This window comes from Spirosoma endbachense (assembly GCF_010233585.1).
GTDB lineage: Bacteria > Bacteroidota > Bacteroidia > Cytophagales > Spirosomataceae > Spirosoma > Spirosoma endbachense.
This window is the reverse complement of sequence record NZ_CP045997.1, coordinates 492,644-510,570: the sequence shown is the minus strand read 5'-3', so window position 1 is coordinate 510,570 and position 17,927 is coordinate 492,644. Positions and strand designations below refer to the sequence as shown.

The 17,927-nt window shown below is 49.8% G+C and carries 15 protein-coding genes; 10 read left to right on the top strand and 5 right to left on the bottom strand.

Annotated elements, in window-relative coordinates:
- Positions 1 to 364: 364 nt before the first annotated feature.
- Positions 365 to 730 carry a hypothetical protein gene (locus tag GJR95_RS01960; RefSeq protein WP_162384281.1) on the bottom strand — a complete coding sequence of 122 codons (366 nt, stop codon included), beginning with the start codon at positions 728 to 730 and terminating at the stop codon, positions 365 to 367.
- A gap of 183 nt (positions 731 to 913) precedes the next feature.
- Entirely contained in the window at positions 914 to 1,954 is a 1,041-nt protein-coding gene (gene dinB, locus GJR95_RS01955) for a DNA polymerase IV (protein ID WP_232541260.1), read from the bottom strand.
- 293 nt (positions 1,955 to 2,247) lie between these two features.
- Here dinB and GJR95_RS01950 point away from each other — a divergent pair, with 293 nt between their 5' ends.
- Complete coding sequence (locus tag GJR95_RS01950; protein ID WP_162384280.1) at positions 2,248 to 3,162, top strand: pirin family protein; 915 nt, start codon at positions 2,248 to 2,250, stop codon at positions 3,160 to 3,162.
- Between the two features lie 149 nt (positions 3,163 to 3,311).
- Here GJR95_RS01950 and GJR95_RS01945 read toward each other — a convergent pair whose 3' ends face one another.
- The 3 genes from GJR95_RS01945 to holA all read right to left on the bottom strand — a co-directional run bounded on the left by GJR95_RS01945 (position 3,312) and on the right by holA (position 7,542).
- Positions 3,312 to 3,881 carry a hypothetical protein gene (locus tag GJR95_RS01945; protein ID WP_162384279.1) on the bottom strand — a complete coding sequence of 190 codons (570 nt, stop codon included), beginning with the start codon at positions 3,879 to 3,881 and terminating at the stop codon, positions 3,312 to 3,314.
- A gap of 47 nt (positions 3,882 to 3,928) precedes the next feature.
- Positions 3,929 to 6,274 (bottom strand): TonB-dependent receptor, encoded by a 2,346-nt coding sequence (locus GJR95_RS01940; RefSeq protein WP_232541053.1) that lies wholly within the window; start codon positions 6,272 to 6,274, stop codon positions 3,929 to 3,931.
- Between the two features lie 233 nt (positions 6,275 to 6,507).
- On the bottom strand, positions 6,508 to 7,542 hold the full coding sequence (holA, locus tag GJR95_RS01935; protein ID WP_162391533.1) for a DNA polymerase III subunit delta: 1,035 nt from the start codon (positions 7,540 to 7,542) through the stop codon (positions 6,508 to 6,510).
- Between the two features lie 146 nt (positions 7,543 to 7,688).
- Here holA and GJR95_RS01930 point away from each other — a divergent pair, with 146 nt between their 5' ends.
- The 9 genes from GJR95_RS01930 (at position 7,689) to GJR95_RS01890 (ending at position 17,903) form a co-directional block, all read left to right on the top strand.
- Positions 7,689 to 9,512 (top strand): CocE/NonD family hydrolase, encoded by a 1,824-nt coding sequence (locus GJR95_RS01930; RefSeq protein WP_162384277.1) that lies wholly within the window; start codon positions 7,689 to 7,691, stop codon positions 9,510 to 9,512.
- A 154-nt stretch (positions 9,513 to 9,666) separates the two neighbouring features.
- Positions 9,667 to 10,707, top strand: coding sequence for an NAD(P)-dependent alcohol dehydrogenase (locus GJR95_RS01925; protein WP_162384276.1), 1,041 nt, complete (start codon positions 9,667 to 9,669; stop codon positions 10,705 to 10,707).
- Between the two features lie 54 nt (positions 10,708 to 10,761).
- Positions 10,762 to 11,679, top strand: coding sequence for a helix-turn-helix domain-containing protein (locus GJR95_RS01920; protein ID WP_162384275.1), 918 nt, complete (start codon positions 10,762 to 10,764; stop codon positions 11,677 to 11,679).
- A gap of 96 nt (positions 11,680 to 11,775) precedes the next feature.
- A complete protein-coding gene (locus GJR95_RS01915; protein WP_232541052.1) occupies positions 11,776 to 12,297 on the top strand; it encodes a DNA-3-methyladenine glycosylase I in 522 nt (173 codons plus the stop codon).
- Between the two features lie 377 nt (positions 12,298 to 12,674).
- Positions 12,675 to 12,992 carry a type II toxin-antitoxin system VapC family toxin gene (locus tag GJR95_RS01910; RefSeq protein WP_162384273.1) on the top strand — a complete coding sequence of 106 codons (318 nt, stop codon included), beginning with the start codon at positions 12,675 to 12,677 and terminating at the stop codon, positions 12,990 to 12,992.
- Between the two features lie 418 nt (positions 12,993 to 13,410).
- Positions 13,411 to 14,475: a DUF1611 domain-containing protein gene (locus GJR95_RS01905; RefSeq protein WP_162384272.1), complete on the top strand. Its 1,065-nt coding sequence runs from the start codon at positions 13,411 to 13,413 to the stop codon at positions 14,473 to 14,475.
- Positions 14,465 to 15,535 carry a dipeptide epimerase gene (locus GJR95_RS01900; RefSeq protein ID WP_162384271.1) on the top strand — a complete coding sequence of 357 codons (1,071 nt, stop codon included), beginning with the start codon at positions 14,465 to 14,467 and terminating at the stop codon, positions 15,533 to 15,535. Before GJR95_RS01905 ends, GJR95_RS01900 begins: the two co-directional genes overlap by 11 nt.
- 22 nt (positions 15,536 to 15,557) lie before the next feature.
- On the top strand, positions 15,558 to 16,505 hold the full coding sequence (locus tag GJR95_RS01895; RefSeq protein ID WP_162384270.1) for a heme-dependent oxidative N-demethylase family protein: 948 nt from the start codon (positions 15,558 to 15,560) through the stop codon (positions 16,503 to 16,505).
- A 33-nt stretch (positions 16,506 to 16,538) separates the two neighbouring features.
- Positions 16,539 to 17,903, top strand: a complete 1,365-nt coding sequence (locus tag GJR95_RS01890) for an APC family permease (RefSeq protein ID WP_162384269.1) — start codon at positions 16,539 to 16,541, stop codon at positions 17,901 to 17,903.
- The last annotated feature ends 24 nt before the right edge of the window (positions 17,904 to 17,927 follow it).

Sequence of the window (17,927 nt, the reverse complement as noted above, 5' to 3'; positions counted from 1 at the left end):
AGGAGGACTTGACTAATTTATTGGCAAACTTTTCATTCTTCAGAGAGAAAGAACACGGTTGGATTGGCTCTGTGGAGGTAGGGGTAAACCCAGAATAACCACCTACATTTCTAGCGTAAATGTAGGTGTGCCGCTTGTTAAAATGGAGCCAAATCCTATCAATATAGGGACATTTGACAAGGGGATGTACTAGCTGACAAAACAGAACGTTTCGTGCCGAACTGTTTTAACCTGCCAACCTCTCCAGGACATAGTGGCAGGCTATCACCAACGCAAACGGCGAATAGCCTTGTAGACAACACGATTGAATTTGACTAGTTTATGCAGCGAATTGCTCAGTAGTACTGCGGGCTCACCTTCAGCTTTATGATAACTCCAGACTGGTGAACTCATTTTTCTCCCCGACAGGCATGTCCGCCTGCCGAACCGATACAGTAGCAGGCAAAACACCTAACCAGTTTGCGGCCCACTCAACCGATAGTTCGGAAATGGCCTGTATTGCTATTGATTCGAGCAGTGGCTCCCCCCGACCACGAAGCAGGTATTCGGCCGATATTCGTGGCTCCGCCACAATAAGTTGTTCCAGTAGTTGAACGGCCGCTGTCGGCCCATCCCCGCTCAGTAATTGAGTCAAAAGGGCTAATGGTACGTTATGGTCTGTTGAAAATTGGCGTGCAGAACTGGTTAGGGCCGTGAAGACAACATTGATTCGGTCCGGGAGGGTAAGCATACGTTTACTTTTTAGCAATTTGGCACGACAAACCTATTGCGGTTTGTACTTACAATCAATGTGCCAATTAACTAATTTTTTTCATCCAGCCTACCTATCTTTTTCTGTTTAAGGTAACTCTGATGCCAGAGTGCCTGGCATTGAGCCTGTTCACCTCGTAGAAACCAGATCATTCCGCCCTTCCTACAAATCGAGCGCTAACTGGCCTCCCTTATCCAGTGAAACAGACTGAAGACTTGACAACGACACGCCCAGCAAGCGAATACCCTTAGGTGCAGGGATCAACGACGTTAATAAATCGAAGCTGATTTGTTTAAAATAAGCCGGGTCCCGGATCAGGCTAAGCACCGTTCGGCTGCGGGTAATCTGCTGAAAATCTGCATATTTAACTTTTAAGGTTACGGTCCGTCCCAGCACATCCGTCTTTTCACAATAGGCCCATACACTTTCCTGAAGCGGCAATAATGCCTCCCTCAACTCAGCCTCGTCGGTTAGATCCTGCTCGAATGTTGTTTCGGAGCCGATCGATTTACGCTCCCGGTCGGGCATGACCGGACGGTGATCGATGGCCTGGGCAATGGAATAATAATGGTGCCCCGCTTTCCCGAAATGCTGAACCAAAAAGGCTTCACGCTGCTGGCGCAGGTCCAGGCCCGTAAAAATGCCCAGTTGATTCATTCGGGCCGCGGTAACACGACCGACCCCATGAAACTGACCGACTTTCAGTTGTTCGACAAAGGCTTTCCCCTGAGTCGGTTTAATGACGAATAGTCCATCAGGCTTGCGATAATCGGATGCCAGCTTAGCCAGGAACTTATTATACGATACGCCCGCTGAGGCTGTTAGGCCGGTAACCGCCTTGATCCGGGCTTTAATAGCCTGAGCGATCAGTGTAGCCGACGGATTATCGACCAGATTATGCGTTACATCCAGATAGGCTTCATCCAGCGAGAGTGGTTCGATAAGGTGCGTGTATTCAGCAAAAATAGCCCGTATCTGTTCAGAAACGGCCTTATAAACGTCAAAGCGGGGTTTCACAAAAATAAGATCAGGGCATTTCCGAATGGCAATCGAGGAAGCCATTGCCGATCGAACGCCAAACTGGCGGGCTTCGTAGCTGGCTGCAGCCACTACACCTCGCTGCCGGGAACCCCCAACGGCAATGGGCTTGCCTCGCAAATCAGCATTATCCCGTTGCTCAACGGATGCATAAAACGCATCCATATCGATGTGAATAATTTTGCGATTGTCGGGCTGATCCACGTCCTTAAGTGCCGGAGTCGGTTTTGTTGAGTGTTTCTGGTAGATGAATTCGTCAGTCAAGCAGTGGATGTGGTGTCGGTTTCTCAAAATCGACACCACATCCACTGCTTGACTGACGAATTCACGGATCAATAACGTCTTTACCTGTCCCGAAAATACAACATAACGGAGGCATTTGCACGAAAAAAAACGACCCTTGGCCCATATTATTACTGTAGTTTGTATTTTTGAAATCACTCACAATCCTATTCGTTATGTTAGATCTGGTCATTGATGCACGCCCGGCATCATTAGGGAATGGGTTCAGTGTGCGACGGATTCTCCCCTATCGGTTGCGACGAATGCTCGGACCATTCATTTTTATGGATCATGCCGGACCCGTGAGTCTTGATCCGGCCCGAGTGACCAGTATGGACGTGTTGCCACATCCGCACATTGGCCTGTCTACAGTGAGTTATTTATTTGATGGACAGGTTACTCACCGCGACAGCCTGGGCGTACAGCAGATTATTCGTCCGGGTGAAGTGAACTGGATGACCGCCGGGAGCGGTATTGCCCACTCTGAACGGTTCGAGGACCCGTCTATGCTGGCAGGCGGTACGCTGGAGATGATCCAGACCTGGGTAGCTCTCCCCGAAGCTGACGAAGAAAATGCGCCAAGCTTTACCAATTACCAGCCCCAGGAATTACCCATTTTTACCGATGGCGGCATCTGGATGCGATTGATTGCTGGCGATGCGTTTGGCTTGCATAATGACGTAAAAACCCACTCTCCGTTGTTTTATACCCATGTAGTTCTGAAAGCAGGAACCCGATTTGGCTTGCCAATGGGTTATCCTGAGCGGGGTGCTTACGTGGCCAAAGGAAGCGTGGAAGTGGGTGGCCGGTTTTATACAGCTGGTCAACTGCTGGTATTTACGCCCGGAATTGATCCGGTCCTTATTGCTCGCGAAACCTGTACACTCATGCTCTTAGGGGGTGAACCACTGGGAGAGCGATTCATCTGGTGGAATTTTGTGTCTTCCCGGCGGGAGCGTATCGATCAGGCCAAGGCCGACTGGCAGGCAGGCCGTATTGCCCTACCACCGAATGACAATGTCGAATTTGTGCCGTTACCGGATGACCGGTCCAGACCCGCCGGAAACCCTCCACCCCCGCCCCTTTCCTGATCAGGTTGAGCGCGAATCTGTTCAGCAATGGTTCCAGCAACGATACCGTAACTGAACATAGCAGCGATGCTATTTATGGATGGGACTCATCGCTGCTATGTTCAGTTAATCAGCCACTTACAATAGCCTCAAATTAGCTGGCAGTCTACTTATTGAATTACTACCGGAAAGTCGGTATCCAGATCAGACGACCCCGGAGCAGGCGTTCCATTTTTCACATTCGGCTGGTGGCGAAGCACGACTTTCAGCTTTCCCGTTCCTGCGGCTCCCGTTGTCATCGTCGTCGTTAATCCAATGGGATAGGGTCCAGGCGCCGGATTTGTATCTTTGTCGGTGATTGTTACGGCCAGAGCCGAGGCTGCCCCGGTTGTTGCCGTATAGGTATATACGAAGAGGTGTTCGTTTGCTTTTTCCTTTATTTCTTCCGTAGCGTTAAGCGTGGGCGTTTTCGTTTTGTCATACAGCGACACAACGCCCGAATAGGTCGTATTGGCTTTCAGGTTTAGTGTTGCTTTACTGAAATCGGCGGAGGTGTTCAGGTTTTCGATCGTTGCCGTTACCACCTCGGTCGGCGTGGCTTTGTTTGTTAATGTCAGCGTGGCCGTCGTGATGGCTTCATTATCGTCCGTTGGGGCAACATTTTCTTCATCCTGTTTACAGGCTCCGGCAACCAGCATGACAGGAACCACCATCCAGAGGGCTTTTTTCAACAGATACATAACGTACATCAGGTTATATGTGAAACTAAATTGACGCAAAGAGAATCTCATTGACGACTGGCAAAGGTCAGCGGGAGCTTTAGTTTGAGCATGATATTTCGCCCTGGCTCATCGGCGAAGTAGCGAAACCGGTCGAGGTAGTCCCGATACGCCCGGTTCAGCAGATTTGTACCCGTCAGAATGACGGACATCGGGTGATTGCCCACTCGCCAGGAGAAACCGGCTTCGGCTCCAAACAACGTGTAAGCGGGCGGAGGGGGCGCAAAATCCCCCGTAAAAATGATCTGACCATTCTCCTGCCGTTGCGTAACAGTCGGAACCCGGTTTTGCCTGGCCACATACTGACTGGTAATGCTCACATACACGTTCGAAAGTCGCCCCCGATTTGTGGTTGAAAAATCATAACGCAGCCCATTATCGGTATGATTTGCCGGAATATAGACCAGGTAATCGTTGTTCGTGTGATCGTACGCAAACAGCAGCGACGTTCGCGAGGTGATGGTCAGCTGATCGGTCAGCTTATACCGAATGGTTGCATCAAGTCCCCGAAATGTTGCTCGAACCTGGCTGTATGAATAAGCCGGGAATGCGCCCCGTTGCCGAATAATCGGCACTGAATCGGGCTTCAGGTAGATGTAATTGTTAATCCAGTTGTTATAGAAACCCAGATCCGCATAAAATCGCTTGCCGGTATATTCGACCGACAGATTCATATTGTAAGCCAGTTCCGGATTCAGGTTTGGGTTACCACGCTCGTAGGCTACGGCACTTTGGTGCAATCCGTCGGAATAGAGATCACTCACCGTCGGGGCTCGCCAGGCGGTACTCATCGTGCCAGATAGCGTTAACTGCGGACTTGCCTGATAGGTGGCCCCCAGCGACCCGGTCAAATTGCTCCAGTCGCGCGTTTTGGCAGTAGTGAGATTGGTCGTCTCATCCAGAAAATACGCCCGGAGCCATCGGTAATCATACCGGACTCCCCCCTCCACGGTCCAGTTGTCGTTGGCGTATCGCTCAATGGCAAATAGCCCGGCACCATAATTTCGGTAGTTCGGAATCAGGAATAAATACCGCCGGACATTTCCCTGCGTGATCCCATTAAATCCGACCGTTCCGGAAAACTGGCCACCCGTTGCAGTTTTAATGGCCCGATGCTCCCAGATCAGATCGGCGGTCTGCGTCACTAATTTCAGGTAGAGTTCGGGGTCGGTTACGCGACTAAACGACTGCAAATCGTACTCCCGGCGAACATTCTGCTGCTGAGCAACCGTAATCGAAAGTGTTCCCAATCGCTCAGACCGGACAAAGGCTTTTACCTTCAGCAAATCGTGTTGCACCTGCTGATACGGCCGACCCAGGTCGTACGAAAATCCGGGCTGGTTTATGGGTTCGGGACGGGCGATGGCGGCATAAAAATCGGCCAGGCTACCGACCTGTGCACCGGTAAATAGTCCCACTTTCGTAGAAAACTGACTGTAAAAGATCTCGGCACCAACATGCTGACGGGTGTAATTGACTGTACCGGAGAAGTTATTCTCATGGTAACTACTGTTTTCGAGGTAGTAATCTGGCGTTTTTGTGTACCCTACACGCTTGAGAGTACCCTGTAGCCGCCAGCTCAGCCCCGCTAACTTTTTACCAAATGCCTGCTCAATAAGTCCCGAAACAATCCCCTGGTCTCCATTCGTACCACCAACCAGGTTAAGCTCACCGGCAATTCCGGGTACTGTTGGCATCGTTTTCGGCTCGACCAGAATTACCCCGCCAATGGCATCGGAGCCGTAACGAATGCTCGCTGCTCCCTTGATTACAGTAAGCCGCGAAGCCAGAAACGGATCAATTTGTGGGGCATGTTCGCTACCCCACTGTTGGTCTTCCTGCCGAACGCCATTGTTTAATGTCAGAATTCGGTTGCTGTATAAACCGTGAATAACCGGCTTGGAAATGGAAGGTCCCGTTTGAATCGAATACAATCCGGGTAATGTTTTCAGACTCTCCCCCAGCGACTGACCGCGCGTGGCATCGAGCGAACTCCCTGCCAGCTCCGTTTGCACCTGAAGCAATTGCTGCGCTTCAGATCGGTGTTCCGTCACAATGACCTCCTTCAACGTTTCATTGTCAGGTGTTAAGGCAACCGGTGGTAATGCGACCGGAGAATCCGTTCCAACGGCAATGGACACAACTCGCGTCTTATAGCCAACAAACTGATAGTCAATGCTATATTCACCCGAACAAAGGCCCGGTATCCGAAAATTTCCCGCCGAATCCGCAACGGCCCCGGTTGCCAGTTCACGAATATAGACGGTTGCTCCGGCGAGTGGTTCGTGGTTGTCCAGTCCCATAATTCGACCAGTCAATACGATACTACAGGCTCCAGATTGCGACTGACCCATGGAAGCGGTCCCTAACGACAGCCAGACAACACAACAAAGTTTTAGCAAATCTTGCATCAGTCCCCTACTCCGACGATGATTTATCCTGGTAGACTCAATCATCTTTATGCAACAACGTTGCAATATTAAGAAAAAGGGATGACACCACCCAAATTTGTGTGATTTTGTGCAGGATTTCTTTTGGAGATGCACGTTCAGCCCGCCTGACCAGCGAATGCTGAATCGAAGACGTGTTAATGCAGGATGTCGAATACCAGTTCGCGCAGGATGTCGCCCTCGCTCATCGTGGGTGTATCAATGCCTTTGCTCTGGGCATCGGCCCGGCGGATCGCATGTATAATATCGGCTACTTTAGGCAATGTGAAGGCACGTGCAGCAGTCATATAATCTTTAACAAAAAACGGATTGACGCCCAGCAACGGTGCCAGCCCTTTGTCGGTCTGATCTTTGGACGCCTGCACCAGCAGCACTTTACTAAAATAACCAAACAGTTGCGACAGGATCACAACCAAGGGGTTATCTTTCGGATTTCGGGCGAAATAGTCGATAATCTGGTTGGCTTTTACGATGTCGCGTTGACTGAGCGCCTTCTGAAGTTCAAAAACGTTGTATTCCTTGCTGATTCCAACGAGCCGCTCAACGGTAGCGGCTGAAATTTCTTCGCCTACGTGCAGGTTGATCAGAATCTTGTCAATTTCGCCCGCCAGTCGTTTCAGGTCATTACCGATGTGATCGGCCAGAAGCTGGCAGGCTTTGGGACTTACTTTGGCTCCCTGTTCCCGGCAATATTCCCCGACCCAATCGGGTATTTTGTTGTCGTAGAGCTTCTTGACACCCAGGAGCTTTCCCTTCGCACCAAATGCCTTTACCCAGGCTTTACGCTCGTCGAGGGCCGGTTTGCCGTCTTCCCTGACATAGCAAAGCATCAAAATCGTACTGGATAGTGGGTTCAGGGCATAGTCTTCGAAGAGCGTCTGCGCCGATTTATCACCGATTCCAGCCATTTGCTGCGCTTCCTTAACCAGCACCAGTTGCCGCTCGGCCATGAACGGATAGCGACGGGCGTAATTGAGCACGGCCCCTGCATCGGTGTCTTTTCCGAACAGTACGAATTGATTAAAGCCGCGTTCGGCAACCGGTACGGCTACTTTTTCGAGTTCTTCGGCAATTCGGTCGATATAAAAGGGCTCGTCGCCGTGAATGAGGTAAACAGGAGCAATCCGCTTATTGCGGATATCTTTTAACAGGGCATCTACGGCTGCAATCAAAACGGGAATCGGTTTACGGTATACGGTTCGCAAAATTAACAGTTCGGGGGCATTTACGCGGAAATAATACAGCAGGCCGTCGTTTCTGCATCGAATCTGCGTAAGTTTTTTATCTTTATTCCACTCACTCACAGACGCTTCACACGATGCAAAACCGTTTACACTGGCTCACCGGATTTTTCCTCTTTTTATCGTTTCAGGCCATTAGCCAATCGCCCAGCCCGTATGAACGGCAGGAAGTGATGATTCCCATGCGCGATGGCGTCCGATTGAATACGGTCATTTATACCCTCAAAAACAGCCAATCACCCCTGCCGTTTTTGCTAACCCGTACGCCTTACGGCGTCAGCCACACCGAGAGTCCGGATCGGATTCCTTACGTGAAAGACATGGCCGAGGATGGCTATATCTTTGTTTATCAAGACATTCGTGGGCGGTACAAGTCGGAAGGTACGTTTGAAATGCAGCGAATGAGCCGGAATAAGAAAGACTCGAAAGCCATCGACGAAAGCTCCGATACCTACGACACCATCGAATGGCTGCTGGCGACTATTCCCAACAATTCGAAAAAAGTAGGCATGTATGGCATTTCGTACGCGGGCTGGACCACCGTAATGGGTGCCATTGACCCGCACCCGGCCCTGGCTGCTGTGTCGGAGCAGGCAACCCCTTCGGATATGTTTCTGGGCGACGATTTTCACCATAACGGTGCGTTTCGATTGAGCTATGGCTTCGAGTATGCCTTTATGGAAGAAGCAACCAAACAGGATTCGCTGTTTCCGTTTCCAAACTACGATACCTACGAATGGTATCTGAAACTAGGGCCATTATCAAACGTCAACAAACTGTATTTCAAGAACAAGCTCCCTAGCTGGAATGACTTTGTCAATCACCCGAATTACGATTCATTCTGGCAGAAACAGTCACTTATTACCCGCATCGACCGTCCCAAAATACCCATCATGAACGTAGCGGGCTGGTGGGATCAGGAGGATTTTTACGGCCCGTTGAAAGCGTACCAGCTCTGGGAAAAACAGGATCAGTCGCATAAAAACTTTCTGGTGGCTGGCCCCTGGAATCACGGGGGCTGGGGACGTTCCGACGGCCGAACGTTAGGAAACATCCAGTTCGATACGGCCACATCGGTAACGTTTCGAAAAGAGATACAGGCGCCTTGGTTTGCTTATCACCTGAAGGGAAAGGGCCCGGGAAATTTTCCGGAAGCCATTACGTTCCAAACGGGTTCGAATAGCTGGCAACGTTACGACAGCTGGCCACCGAAAGAAGCGACTAAACGGAATCTGTATTTTCAGGCCGACGGAAAGCTATCATTCGAGGCCCCTAAAGCCACGTCTGGTGCTGATGCCTACCTCTCTGACCCGGCTCAGCCTGTTCCGTACCGAACACGCCCGATTGAAGCGACCTACGGGCCGGGTTCCCGCTGGCGCACCTGGCTCACCGAAGATCAGCGATTTGTTCACAACCGACCGGACGTACTTTCGTGGGAAACGGACGCGCTACCAAACGATATTACGGTAACGGGCGAGGTCTGGGCCAAACTTTTTGCCGCAACCACCGGCAGCGACGCCGACTGGGTCGTAAAACTGATCGATGTCTATCCGGCTCAATACCCGCAGCAGCCAGCGATGGGCGGCTATCAGCTTATGGTCGCCAACGATGTGTTTCGCGGGCGATTCCGGAACAGTTTTGAAAAACCCGAAGCCATTGAGCCAAACAAACCTGAAGTCTACTCGATTGATTTGCACAGCATTAACCATGTTTTCAAAAAGGGCCACAAGTTAATGGTGCAGGTTCAAAGCACCTGGTTTCCGATCATCGACCGTAATCCGCAAACCTTTGTCCCCACTATTTTCGACGCCAAAGAATCCGATTACCGGAAGGCCACGCATACTATTTTCCGGTCAGTTACTCATCCATCGCATCTGGAAATGAGCGTGGTCGGGAAATGAGGACGGAGCGAGTACACGCACAGTCCTCTGCTTGAACGCTCCTACAAACCAGCGAACTCGGCTTCTATCCATTTTGGCTACAACATATCCCAGTTTGGCTACAGTCAACTCCTGGCAAAAAATGACCTTTGTGTTCTTCATTAATACAAAGGTTATGATTCACTCGAAAGGATATGCAGCGCAACGTGCTGAAACGAATTTGGCCCCATGGAATTTTGACCGGAGAGACCTCGGCCCGCACGACGTACTGATCGATATTGCTTATTGCGGAGTTTGCCACACCGACGTTCATCTGACGCGTAATGAATGGTTTCCCGGTATCTTTCCAATGGTACCCGGTCATGAGATTGTCGGTATCATTTCGCAGGTTGGCAGTCACGTACAAACGTTTAAAAAGGGCGACCGTGCCGCTGTGGGTGTGATGGTTGACTCGTGCCTGACCTGCGAAGAGTGCAGAAACGGGCAGGAGCAATTCTGTAGCGTGAGCCCGGTGCTGACCTACAACAATCTTGACCACAGCGGCCAGCCTGTCTACGGTGGCTATGCCAACAACATTGTTGTGCACGAACATTTCGCCCTGCATGTAGCCGAAAACCTCGACTTTGCTGCCGTAGCCCCGTTGCTGTGTGCAGGCATCACGACCTATTCGCCCCTGCGCAAATGGAAGGTGGGCGAAGGCCATAAGCTTGCCGTTGTTGGTCTGGGTGGACTGGGCCATATGGCAGTGAAATTCGGCGTAGCCTTTGGCGCTGAGGTTACGGTATTGAGCACATCGCCAAACAAAGCTGATGCCGCGAAAAAACTGGGAGCGCACCGATTTGTTGTCACCAAAGATGAAGAGCAGATGAAGTCGGCTTTACGCTCGTTTCACTTCATTATCGATACCGTTGCCGCCAATCATGACATTAATCCGTATCTTGGTTTACTCAAAACGAATGGTGTGTATATCAATGTTGGCATGCCAGCCGAGCCCTGGCAGCTTCCTTCATTCGCCCTGGCTGCCGGCAATAAAGTAGTGGCTGGTTCGGGGGCAGGCGGTTTGCCAGAAACCCAGGAAATGCTGGATTTCTGCGCTCAGCATAACCTAGTTTCAGACATCGAGCTGATTGCTATCAAAGACATTCATACCGCTTTTGAACGGATGTTAAAAGGCGATGTGTTGTATCGTTTTGTGATTGATATGGCCACATTATAAACGTTGACGCCTTCGCCGGAATAGCTCCGGGTATTCCGGCACCTGTTCACTACTATGAAGAAAGCAACAAACCAACCCTATACATTCAACTCTATTTCGGAGTTACACAAGGCGCTCGGCTTGCCCAAACCCCTGCATCCCCTGATAAGTCTGAGCAATTATGCGGACATCAAAACGGACACGACAGACATAGCAAAGGGGATGATGACGAATCTTTACAAGATTTCGTACAAAAAGAATTTTACCGGCAAGGCAAGGTATGGTCAGCATTATTATGATTTTAATGAAGGGGGTCTCTGTTTTGTTTCGCCCAATCAGCTGATTTCAGAAGTGGAACCACAGGGTAGTTACGAAGGGTTTACGCTGATGATTCATCCGGATTTTATCCGGAATTATCCGCTGGGGAAAACCATCAAAAATTACGGGTTCTTTTCGTATTCATCCAACGAAGCCCTGCATCTTTCTGAACGGGAAAAAGAGAAAATCATGGGCGTTTTCAAGAGCATTGGGGAGGAACTGGCTTCGCCCATCGACCAGTTTAGTCAGGATGTGATTGTCTCGCAGATCGAGCTGCTGCTCAACTACAGCAATCGGTTTTACAACCGCCAGTTTATCACCCGCAAAGCCATCAACCACGACCTTCTGACAACGCTGGAAGCTTTACTTGCCGATTATTTTGACAGCCAGAAACCATTAACAACCGGCCTGCCTACGGTTCAGTACCTATCCGACCAGTTGAATGTATCGCCCCGCTATTTAAGCGATATGCTCCGCATGCTTACAGGGCAAAATACGCAGCAACATATTCATACTAAGCTAATTGAAAAAGCTAAGGAATTATTGAGTACTACTAATCTTTCGGTAGCCGAAATTGCCTACCAACTCGGCTTTGAGTACCCCCAATCGTTCAATAAAATCTTCAAACGTAAGGCCGATGTATCGCCGATTGAATTCCGGCAATCGTTTAATTGAAACACGATTTGTTAAGTTGTCCTGAAAAGACAACTTTCACGATAGCAAACATTCCAGACCAACTACACAATGTCCTATTGCCGAGCTATAGATTACATGCCTCAAGAACGCCAGTCCCTGCACAAAGCCTATCACGATCATCTGTATGGCTTTCCCATTCACGATGACAATGAGCTATTTTGCCGGCTGGTGCTTGAAATCAACCAGGCTGGCCTTAGCTGGGAAACCATCTTAAAAAAGGAATCGACTTTCCGAATCGCCTACGACAATTTTGAGCTGAAAACAGTAGCCGCCTATACCGATGCCGATCGGGAACGATTGATGGCAGATCCGGGCATTATTCGCAATCGGTTGAAGATCAACGCAGCTATAGAAAATGCAAAAACCATACTCGCGCTCCAGGCAGAACATGGCTCGTTTGAAAAGTGGCTGGAATTGCATCATCCCAAAACAAAAGAGGAATGGGTGAAGCTGTTCAAAAAGACCTTCCGCTTTACGGGCGGTGAAATTGTCAACGAGTTTTTAATGAGCATCGGTTTCCTGCCGGGTGCCCACTCAGCCGATTGTCGGGTGTATACGAACGTGCTGGAGGCTAAACCGAAGTGGATGAATGCTTAACAACAAGTTATAAGTAACTAAAAAGGCTATCAGTTATGATTAAGTCGATAGTAAAACCACCAATCGAGTTGAAGAATGCATCTTTTGTTGGCTCCATTACGGACTCAACGCATTTCGGTCACCCGTATTTAGTTATTGGATATCAGGCAAAACTCTATATTTGGCCATGGAAGTGAAAGTACACATACCATTTCAGGAGCTATTGACGATCGTCAGACAACTATCGCCTTCACAAAAGCAAGGCTACAAAAAGAACTAGCTCGGGCAACTAAGCCAGCTACCGAAAAGTCTCGTCTAACTCAATTACTACTCAATGGGCCAGTCTTTACGGATGAACAGATTAACACAATGGAGGAGGCCCGCAAATCGATGAATCAATGGCGGACCGAATCTTAATGGTTGATACCAGTCTGTTAATTGACTATTTTCGCAAGACCGACAAATCTAAAACCAAACTTGTTCAGCTTTCATTACAGTTTGAACAACTCGCTATTTCGAGCGTTACTGAATTTGAAGTTTACAGCGGTGCAACAGCAGCACAACTGGTGTTTTGGAATGAATTACTTTCTGAAATTCTCGTGTTTCCTTTTGACAGTAAAGCCGCACATACTGCTGTATCCAATCAATTACCCTTAGATACATTGAATCGTAAGCACGTTGACAATATACCGTCACTGACCCTGCTTAACACCTAAGATACTTCTGGCCTCTCCCACTCCATCGCCGACGAATCATACGCCCGGACTTTCTGACCCTCATACACCAATTTCCCGACGACCCAACAGTGTCCATATCAGTCGAGTGAACTTTTCGGTCGCCGATATAGGCGTTGTCCTATACGGTGGCGGGGTAGAACAAAACCAGATCGGCAACATAACCACGTGAAGTCAGTCAGCAGTTTCGTTAGCCCAGGTGTTTGGCGTTCAGGCTGATCATTTACTGGATGGTGATTTCGAGTGGCATTAGTTTCTGCTCCTACACGACTCGAAGCGAAAGTCCTATCCAAAAAGAATAGCATTTCCTATTCTTGATTTATTCCTTATTTCATGTCAAATCATTTTCAATTATACGAACAAAACCATAGTTTTAGCCAAATCTGAAGCATACCTATCAATGAATAATCGGGCAATTTTGCTCACAGACGGCTTATTGGCCACCCCCAACGCCAAAACAGCCCACGGACTGATCCGGGGGTCGGATCGCTATCAGGTCGTGGGCGTGGTCGATTTGCCAACGGCTGGACAGGACGCAGGCACCATTCTCGACGGGATATTCCGGAATATTCCCGTTTTTGCATCAGTCGATGAGGCACTTTCGACGGTTGGGCCGGTTTCCCATGCTATCGTTGCCGTGGCAACAAGTGGCGGAGTTTTACCCCCAACCATGCTCACCGATATTCGCCAAAGCCTGGAAAAGGGGCTGTCGGTGGTTAACGGATTGCATGAATTTCTGAATGAGAAACCCGACCTGGTTGCGCTGGCCCGGCAGTATGGTGGTCAGCTCATCGACGTGCGACGGCCTAAACCCCGGCAGGACCTTCATTTCTGGACGGGTGAGATTAACCAGATTACCGCCCCTATCATCGCGGTTATCGGCACCGATTGTGCCCTCGGCAAGCGGACAACCACCCGCCTGATCCGGGAAGCCTGTAACCAGCAGGGTATCAATGCCCAAATGATCTATACCGGCCAGACCGGCTGGCTTCAGGGTGGTCAATATGGCTTCATTGTCGATTCGACCCTCAACGATTTTGTATCGGGTGAACTCGAACATTCGCTCGTTTCCTGCTGGCGCGAAACTGGCGCCGATGTCCTGCTGATTGAGGGTCAGGCCGCGCTCCGAAACCCCAGTGGTCCCTGTGGCTCGGAGTTTCTGGTGTCGGGCAACGCCCGGTATGTGGTGCTGGTTCATGCGCCCCAACGAACCTATTATGACCATATTCCAGATTGGGGGCGCATACCTCCCGTTGATACAGAGATTAACCTGATCAATGCCTATGGCTCGACGGTCATTGCCCTCGCTCTCAACACAGAAGGATGCAGTCGGGATGAAGCCTTTGCTTACCAGAATCAATACAGAGAACAGCTTGGTATTCCGGTACTTCTCCCACTGGAAGAGGGTGTAGCGCCTATTGTACCTGTTATTCAGACCCTAACCACTGCGGCTCATGCGCATTAAAGCCATCCGCTCCTATTGCCGGGATCTGGCGCTTACGAAACCGTATACGATCGCTTACCAGACGATTTCGACGGTCGAGAATGTCTTTCTGGAAATTGAACTGGCAAACGGGATTGTCGGCGTTGGGGCTGCCAACCCTTCGCCGGAAGTGGTAGGCGAATCACCCGACCAGGCCTTGCAGAATTTGCAAAGTGACTGGACAACCAGACTCATCGGGCGCGATATCAGGCTCTTTTACAACCTGCTCGATGAAGCCAGTCAGCAGTTTCCGAATGCGCCGGGCACATTAGCCGCCCTGGATATTGCCCTGCATGACGCCTTTGGTCAATTTCTGGGCGTTCCGGTTGTCGCCTTTTATGGGCAGAAAATCCAGTCGTTACCAACGTCCGTAACCATCGGCATTATGAATGCTGCCGATACACTGGTAGAAGCAGTTGCTTATTATGAGCTGGGTTTTCGGGTGCTCAAGGTAAAAACCGGCTTGAATGTATCTGAGGATATTGAGCGAATCCTGAAGCTTCGGGAGCGTTATCCGCACGACCTGACCATTCGTGTCGATGCGAATCAGGGATATTCGCTAACTGAGTTGGAGGCTTTCCTGAAAGCGACATCCACTACTCAGATCGAACTGATCGAACAACCATTACAGGTTGGTACTGAACACGAATTACTTGGTTTACCCGATACCATACGGCGGTTACTGGCAGCTGACGAATCGCTAAAAAATCCCGAAGCGGCCTTAAAACTTGCCCAACACCCCCAGCCTTTTGGTATCTTTAACATCAAGCTGATGAAATGTGGGGGTATTCGGTCAGCACTTGAGATTGCCACCATTGCCCGGTCAGCTACCATTTCCCTGTTTTGGGGTTGCAATGACGAAAGTCGGATCAGCATTACCGCAGCCTTACACGCAGCTTTTGCGTGTGCAAATACCCGTTACATTGATCTCGATGGCAGTCTGGATCTTGCCGAAGATGTGGTATCGGGTGGTTTTGTTCTCGAAAATGGCGTCATGCGTCCAACCGGTGAAGCGGGCCTGGGATTACGTCGCCTGATATAACTTATTCATCCATTAGTAACCAATGCTCCCCTATTTCCCGTTTGGCCAGCAGTTTAATGACAAAATGGGTACGTATCCGTTGCCCGAAAGCGACTGGCTTGTTGAGGTTGATCCACAATATCAAACCGAAATTGCTCTAAAACGCCAGTTGCTGAACACGTTACCCAACTACTATTATCAGGCGTTGCCCGGCCACGAAACAGCTCAATGGGAGGTTTTGGAGCTGGTCCTGCAAAATTTGGCCCGGTTTTCGCCTGATTCGTTTACGCTTCATCAAAACGGCGATCAATGGTTTTGGCAGAATCGCATACTGAACGAAGAGACAACCTTTACCTTCGGCGATCTGCGAACCCTCCCCAACGATCCGCTCGATTGGGCAGGGCGACAGGTTCAGGAAGATCTGACCATTCTGGCGGGTAAGGAAGCCACGCTGGTAGCGGGACAATTGTGTTTCGGTAATGGATGGTGTCTGGATGAGAAACTTGGGTTGCCCTTCTGGCAGATTCACAGACCCATTGTCCCCATTGTAGAACCCATGATGCAGGCCGCACAAAAGCTTATGGAACGATTGCCAGTAGGTCGCCCGGTCTGGCGTGTGAACTGGAGTGTGAAAGTAACCGATCAATTGGACATGACAAGCCGCCATACGCCAATGCTCGAGAAACTTCTCGCGGATCAAAGTGCCCAAATGACGATCGACTCCATCGCAGAACAACTCTATATCCGTATCGAACGGCAAACGCTTACCCGATTACCCCGCTCAGGAGCCATTCTGTTTGGCATTCATACCTATCAGAATCTACTGGCTCGTGAAGTAGAAGAACGGGCCGATGCTGCCATTCGAATGGCTCAGGTATTTAGCACGACCCCAGCCGCAATGATTGACTATAAAGGAATGACCTCGTTTTTGCCCATCTTAATCCGTTACTTGAATAATATATACTCAAATTACTACAAATCAACTAGTTGAAATAATATAATCAGGCCATATTTACTTAACTTCATGACAAAACTCGCCCGCAGCATCACGCTTAACCAAGCCATTTTACTGGTTGTCAGTGGAATTGTTGGCTCTGGAGTTTTCAAAAAAGTAGCACCGATGGCGGCAGAGTTAGGATCACCGATACTGGTCCTGGCTTGTTGGGTTATGGCGGGTATTGTCAGTTTGGCGGGTGCATTAACCTATGCTGAGATGGCGGGTATGTTCCCTCAATCGGGGGGCGAATACGTTTATTTCAGACACATTTACGGCCGCCTGTTTGCCTTCCTGTACGGCTGGGGGGCGTTCACGGTTATGCGCACGGCCACGATTGCCGCTCTCGCGCATATATTCGGCCAGTCACTGCTCTCGCTTACAGGTACGCACGGAGCTTCTGCGGAATTAAGCGTAAAGCTAATTGCAAGCTCGCTAATCGTTTTTTTGAGTTTCGTCAATTACCGGGGTGTATCGTTCGCCGAAGGGCTTAGCCGGGCGCTGATTTACCTGACATTTGTAGCAGTCATCATTATTGCGTTTCTGGGTTTTCAAGCCCAGACAGGTAGCCTGACTCACCTTACCCAGTCTGTTCAGGAACCCGTTACAAATGCACGGGGCAGTTTACTGGGCTCCCTTGTTGTTGCTTCACTCGGTGCTTTCTGGGGTTATGAAGGGTGGAATCAGATTGGCTACATTGGCGAAGAGATCAAATCCCCACAACGTAATCTGCCTATCGCACTGGGCGTAGGCACCAGTATCGTGGTTGGCATTTATATACTCTTGAATGCGGTTTATTTATACGTGCTACCCATTGATAAACTTGTTCAATTAGCCAGCACACCCGATAAAATTGCGGCTGTTGAAGTCGTGCGGCAGGCGGCAGGCTGGGCCGGTGCCACGTTCATTTCGGTCTTGATCCTGGTAACGACCTCAAACTCAACCAATGCCTCTATACTGATGCCAGCCAGGGTTTTTTATGCGATGGCGCGCGATGGACTGTTTTTTAAAGCAGCTGCCCGTATTCATCCCCGTTATAAAACGCCATCGGTAGCCATTCTGCTTCAGGGCTTTTGGTCAATTATACTGGTCTGGTCGGGTAGTTTTGACCAATTGACCGATATGCTGGTTTTTGCTTCATTTATTTTTTACGGGGCCACTGCCCTGGGTGTGATTCTGCTTCGCCAAAAACAGCCCGACATCGTTCGCCCTTATCGGGTAATCGGTTATCCGATCGTACCCTTATTTTTCTTGTCCTGTTGTACGTTACTTGTTTTGATGACACTGATTAATCAGCCCCGCGAAGCGCTAACGGGCTTGGGGTTAATCGCTACCGGCCTCCCCTTCTATTGGTTCTGGCGCAGAAATAGGCCGGTAGTGGTCGAGAATCCGTAAATTTCAGTTCACCCAGGTAGCGAA

What these genes read in the sequence shown, in the direction of transcription:
- GJR95_RS01910 (WP_162384273.1), top strand. Translation starts at nt 12,675, where the DNA reads ATGGCGGACCGAATCTTAATGGTTGATACCAGTCTGTTAATTGACTAT.
- dinB (WP_232541260.1), bottom strand. Translation starts at nt 1,954, where the DNA reads ATGGATGCGTTTTATGCATCCGTTGAGCAACGGGATAATGCTGATTTG.
- GJR95_RS01905 (WP_162384272.1), top strand. Translation starts at nt 13,411, where the DNA reads ATGAATAATCGGGCAATTTTGCTCACAGACGGCTTATTGGCCACCCCC.
- GJR95_RS01940 (WP_232541053.1), bottom strand. Translation starts at nt 6,274, where the DNA reads ATGGGTCAGTCGCAATCTGGAGCCTGTAGTATCGTATTGACTGGTCGA.
- GJR95_RS01960 (WP_162384281.1), bottom strand. Translation starts at nt 730, where the DNA reads ATGCTTACCCTCCCGGACCGAATCAATGTTGTCTTCACGGCCCTAACC.
- GJR95_RS01915 (WP_232541052.1), top strand. Translation starts at nt 11,776, where the DNA reads ATGCCTCAAGAACGCCAGTCCCTGCACAAAGCCTATCACGATCATCTG.
- GJR95_RS01900 (WP_162384271.1), top strand. Translation starts at nt 14,465, where the DNA reads ATGCGCATTAAAGCCATCCGCTCCTATTGCCGGGATCTGGCGCTTACG.
- GJR95_RS01950 (WP_162384280.1), top strand. Translation starts at nt 2,248, where the DNA reads ATGTTAGATCTGGTCATTGATGCACGCCCGGCATCATTAGGGAATGGG.
- GJR95_RS01890 (WP_162384269.1), top strand. Translation starts at nt 16,539, where the DNA reads ATGACAAAACTCGCCCGCAGCATCACGCTTAACCAAGCCATTTTACTG.
- GJR95_RS01920 (WP_162384275.1), top strand. Translation starts at nt 10,762, where the DNA reads ATGAAGAAAGCAACAAACCAACCCTATACATTCAACTCTATTTCGGAG.
- GJR95_RS01925 (WP_162384276.1), top strand. Translation starts at nt 9,667, where the DNA reads ATGATTCACTCGAAAGGATATGCAGCGCAACGTGCTGAAACGAATTTG.
- GJR95_RS01895 (WP_162384270.1), top strand. Translation starts at nt 15,558, where the DNA reads ATGCTCCCCTATTTCCCGTTTGGCCAGCAGTTTAATGACAAAATGGGT.
- GJR95_RS01930 (WP_162384277.1), top strand. Translation starts at nt 7,689, where the DNA reads ATGCAAAACCGTTTACACTGGCTCACCGGATTTTTCCTCTTTTTATCG.
- GJR95_RS01945 (WP_162384279.1), bottom strand. Translation starts at nt 3,881, where the DNA reads ATGTATCTGTTGAAAAAAGCCCTCTGGATGGTGGTTCCTGTCATGCTG.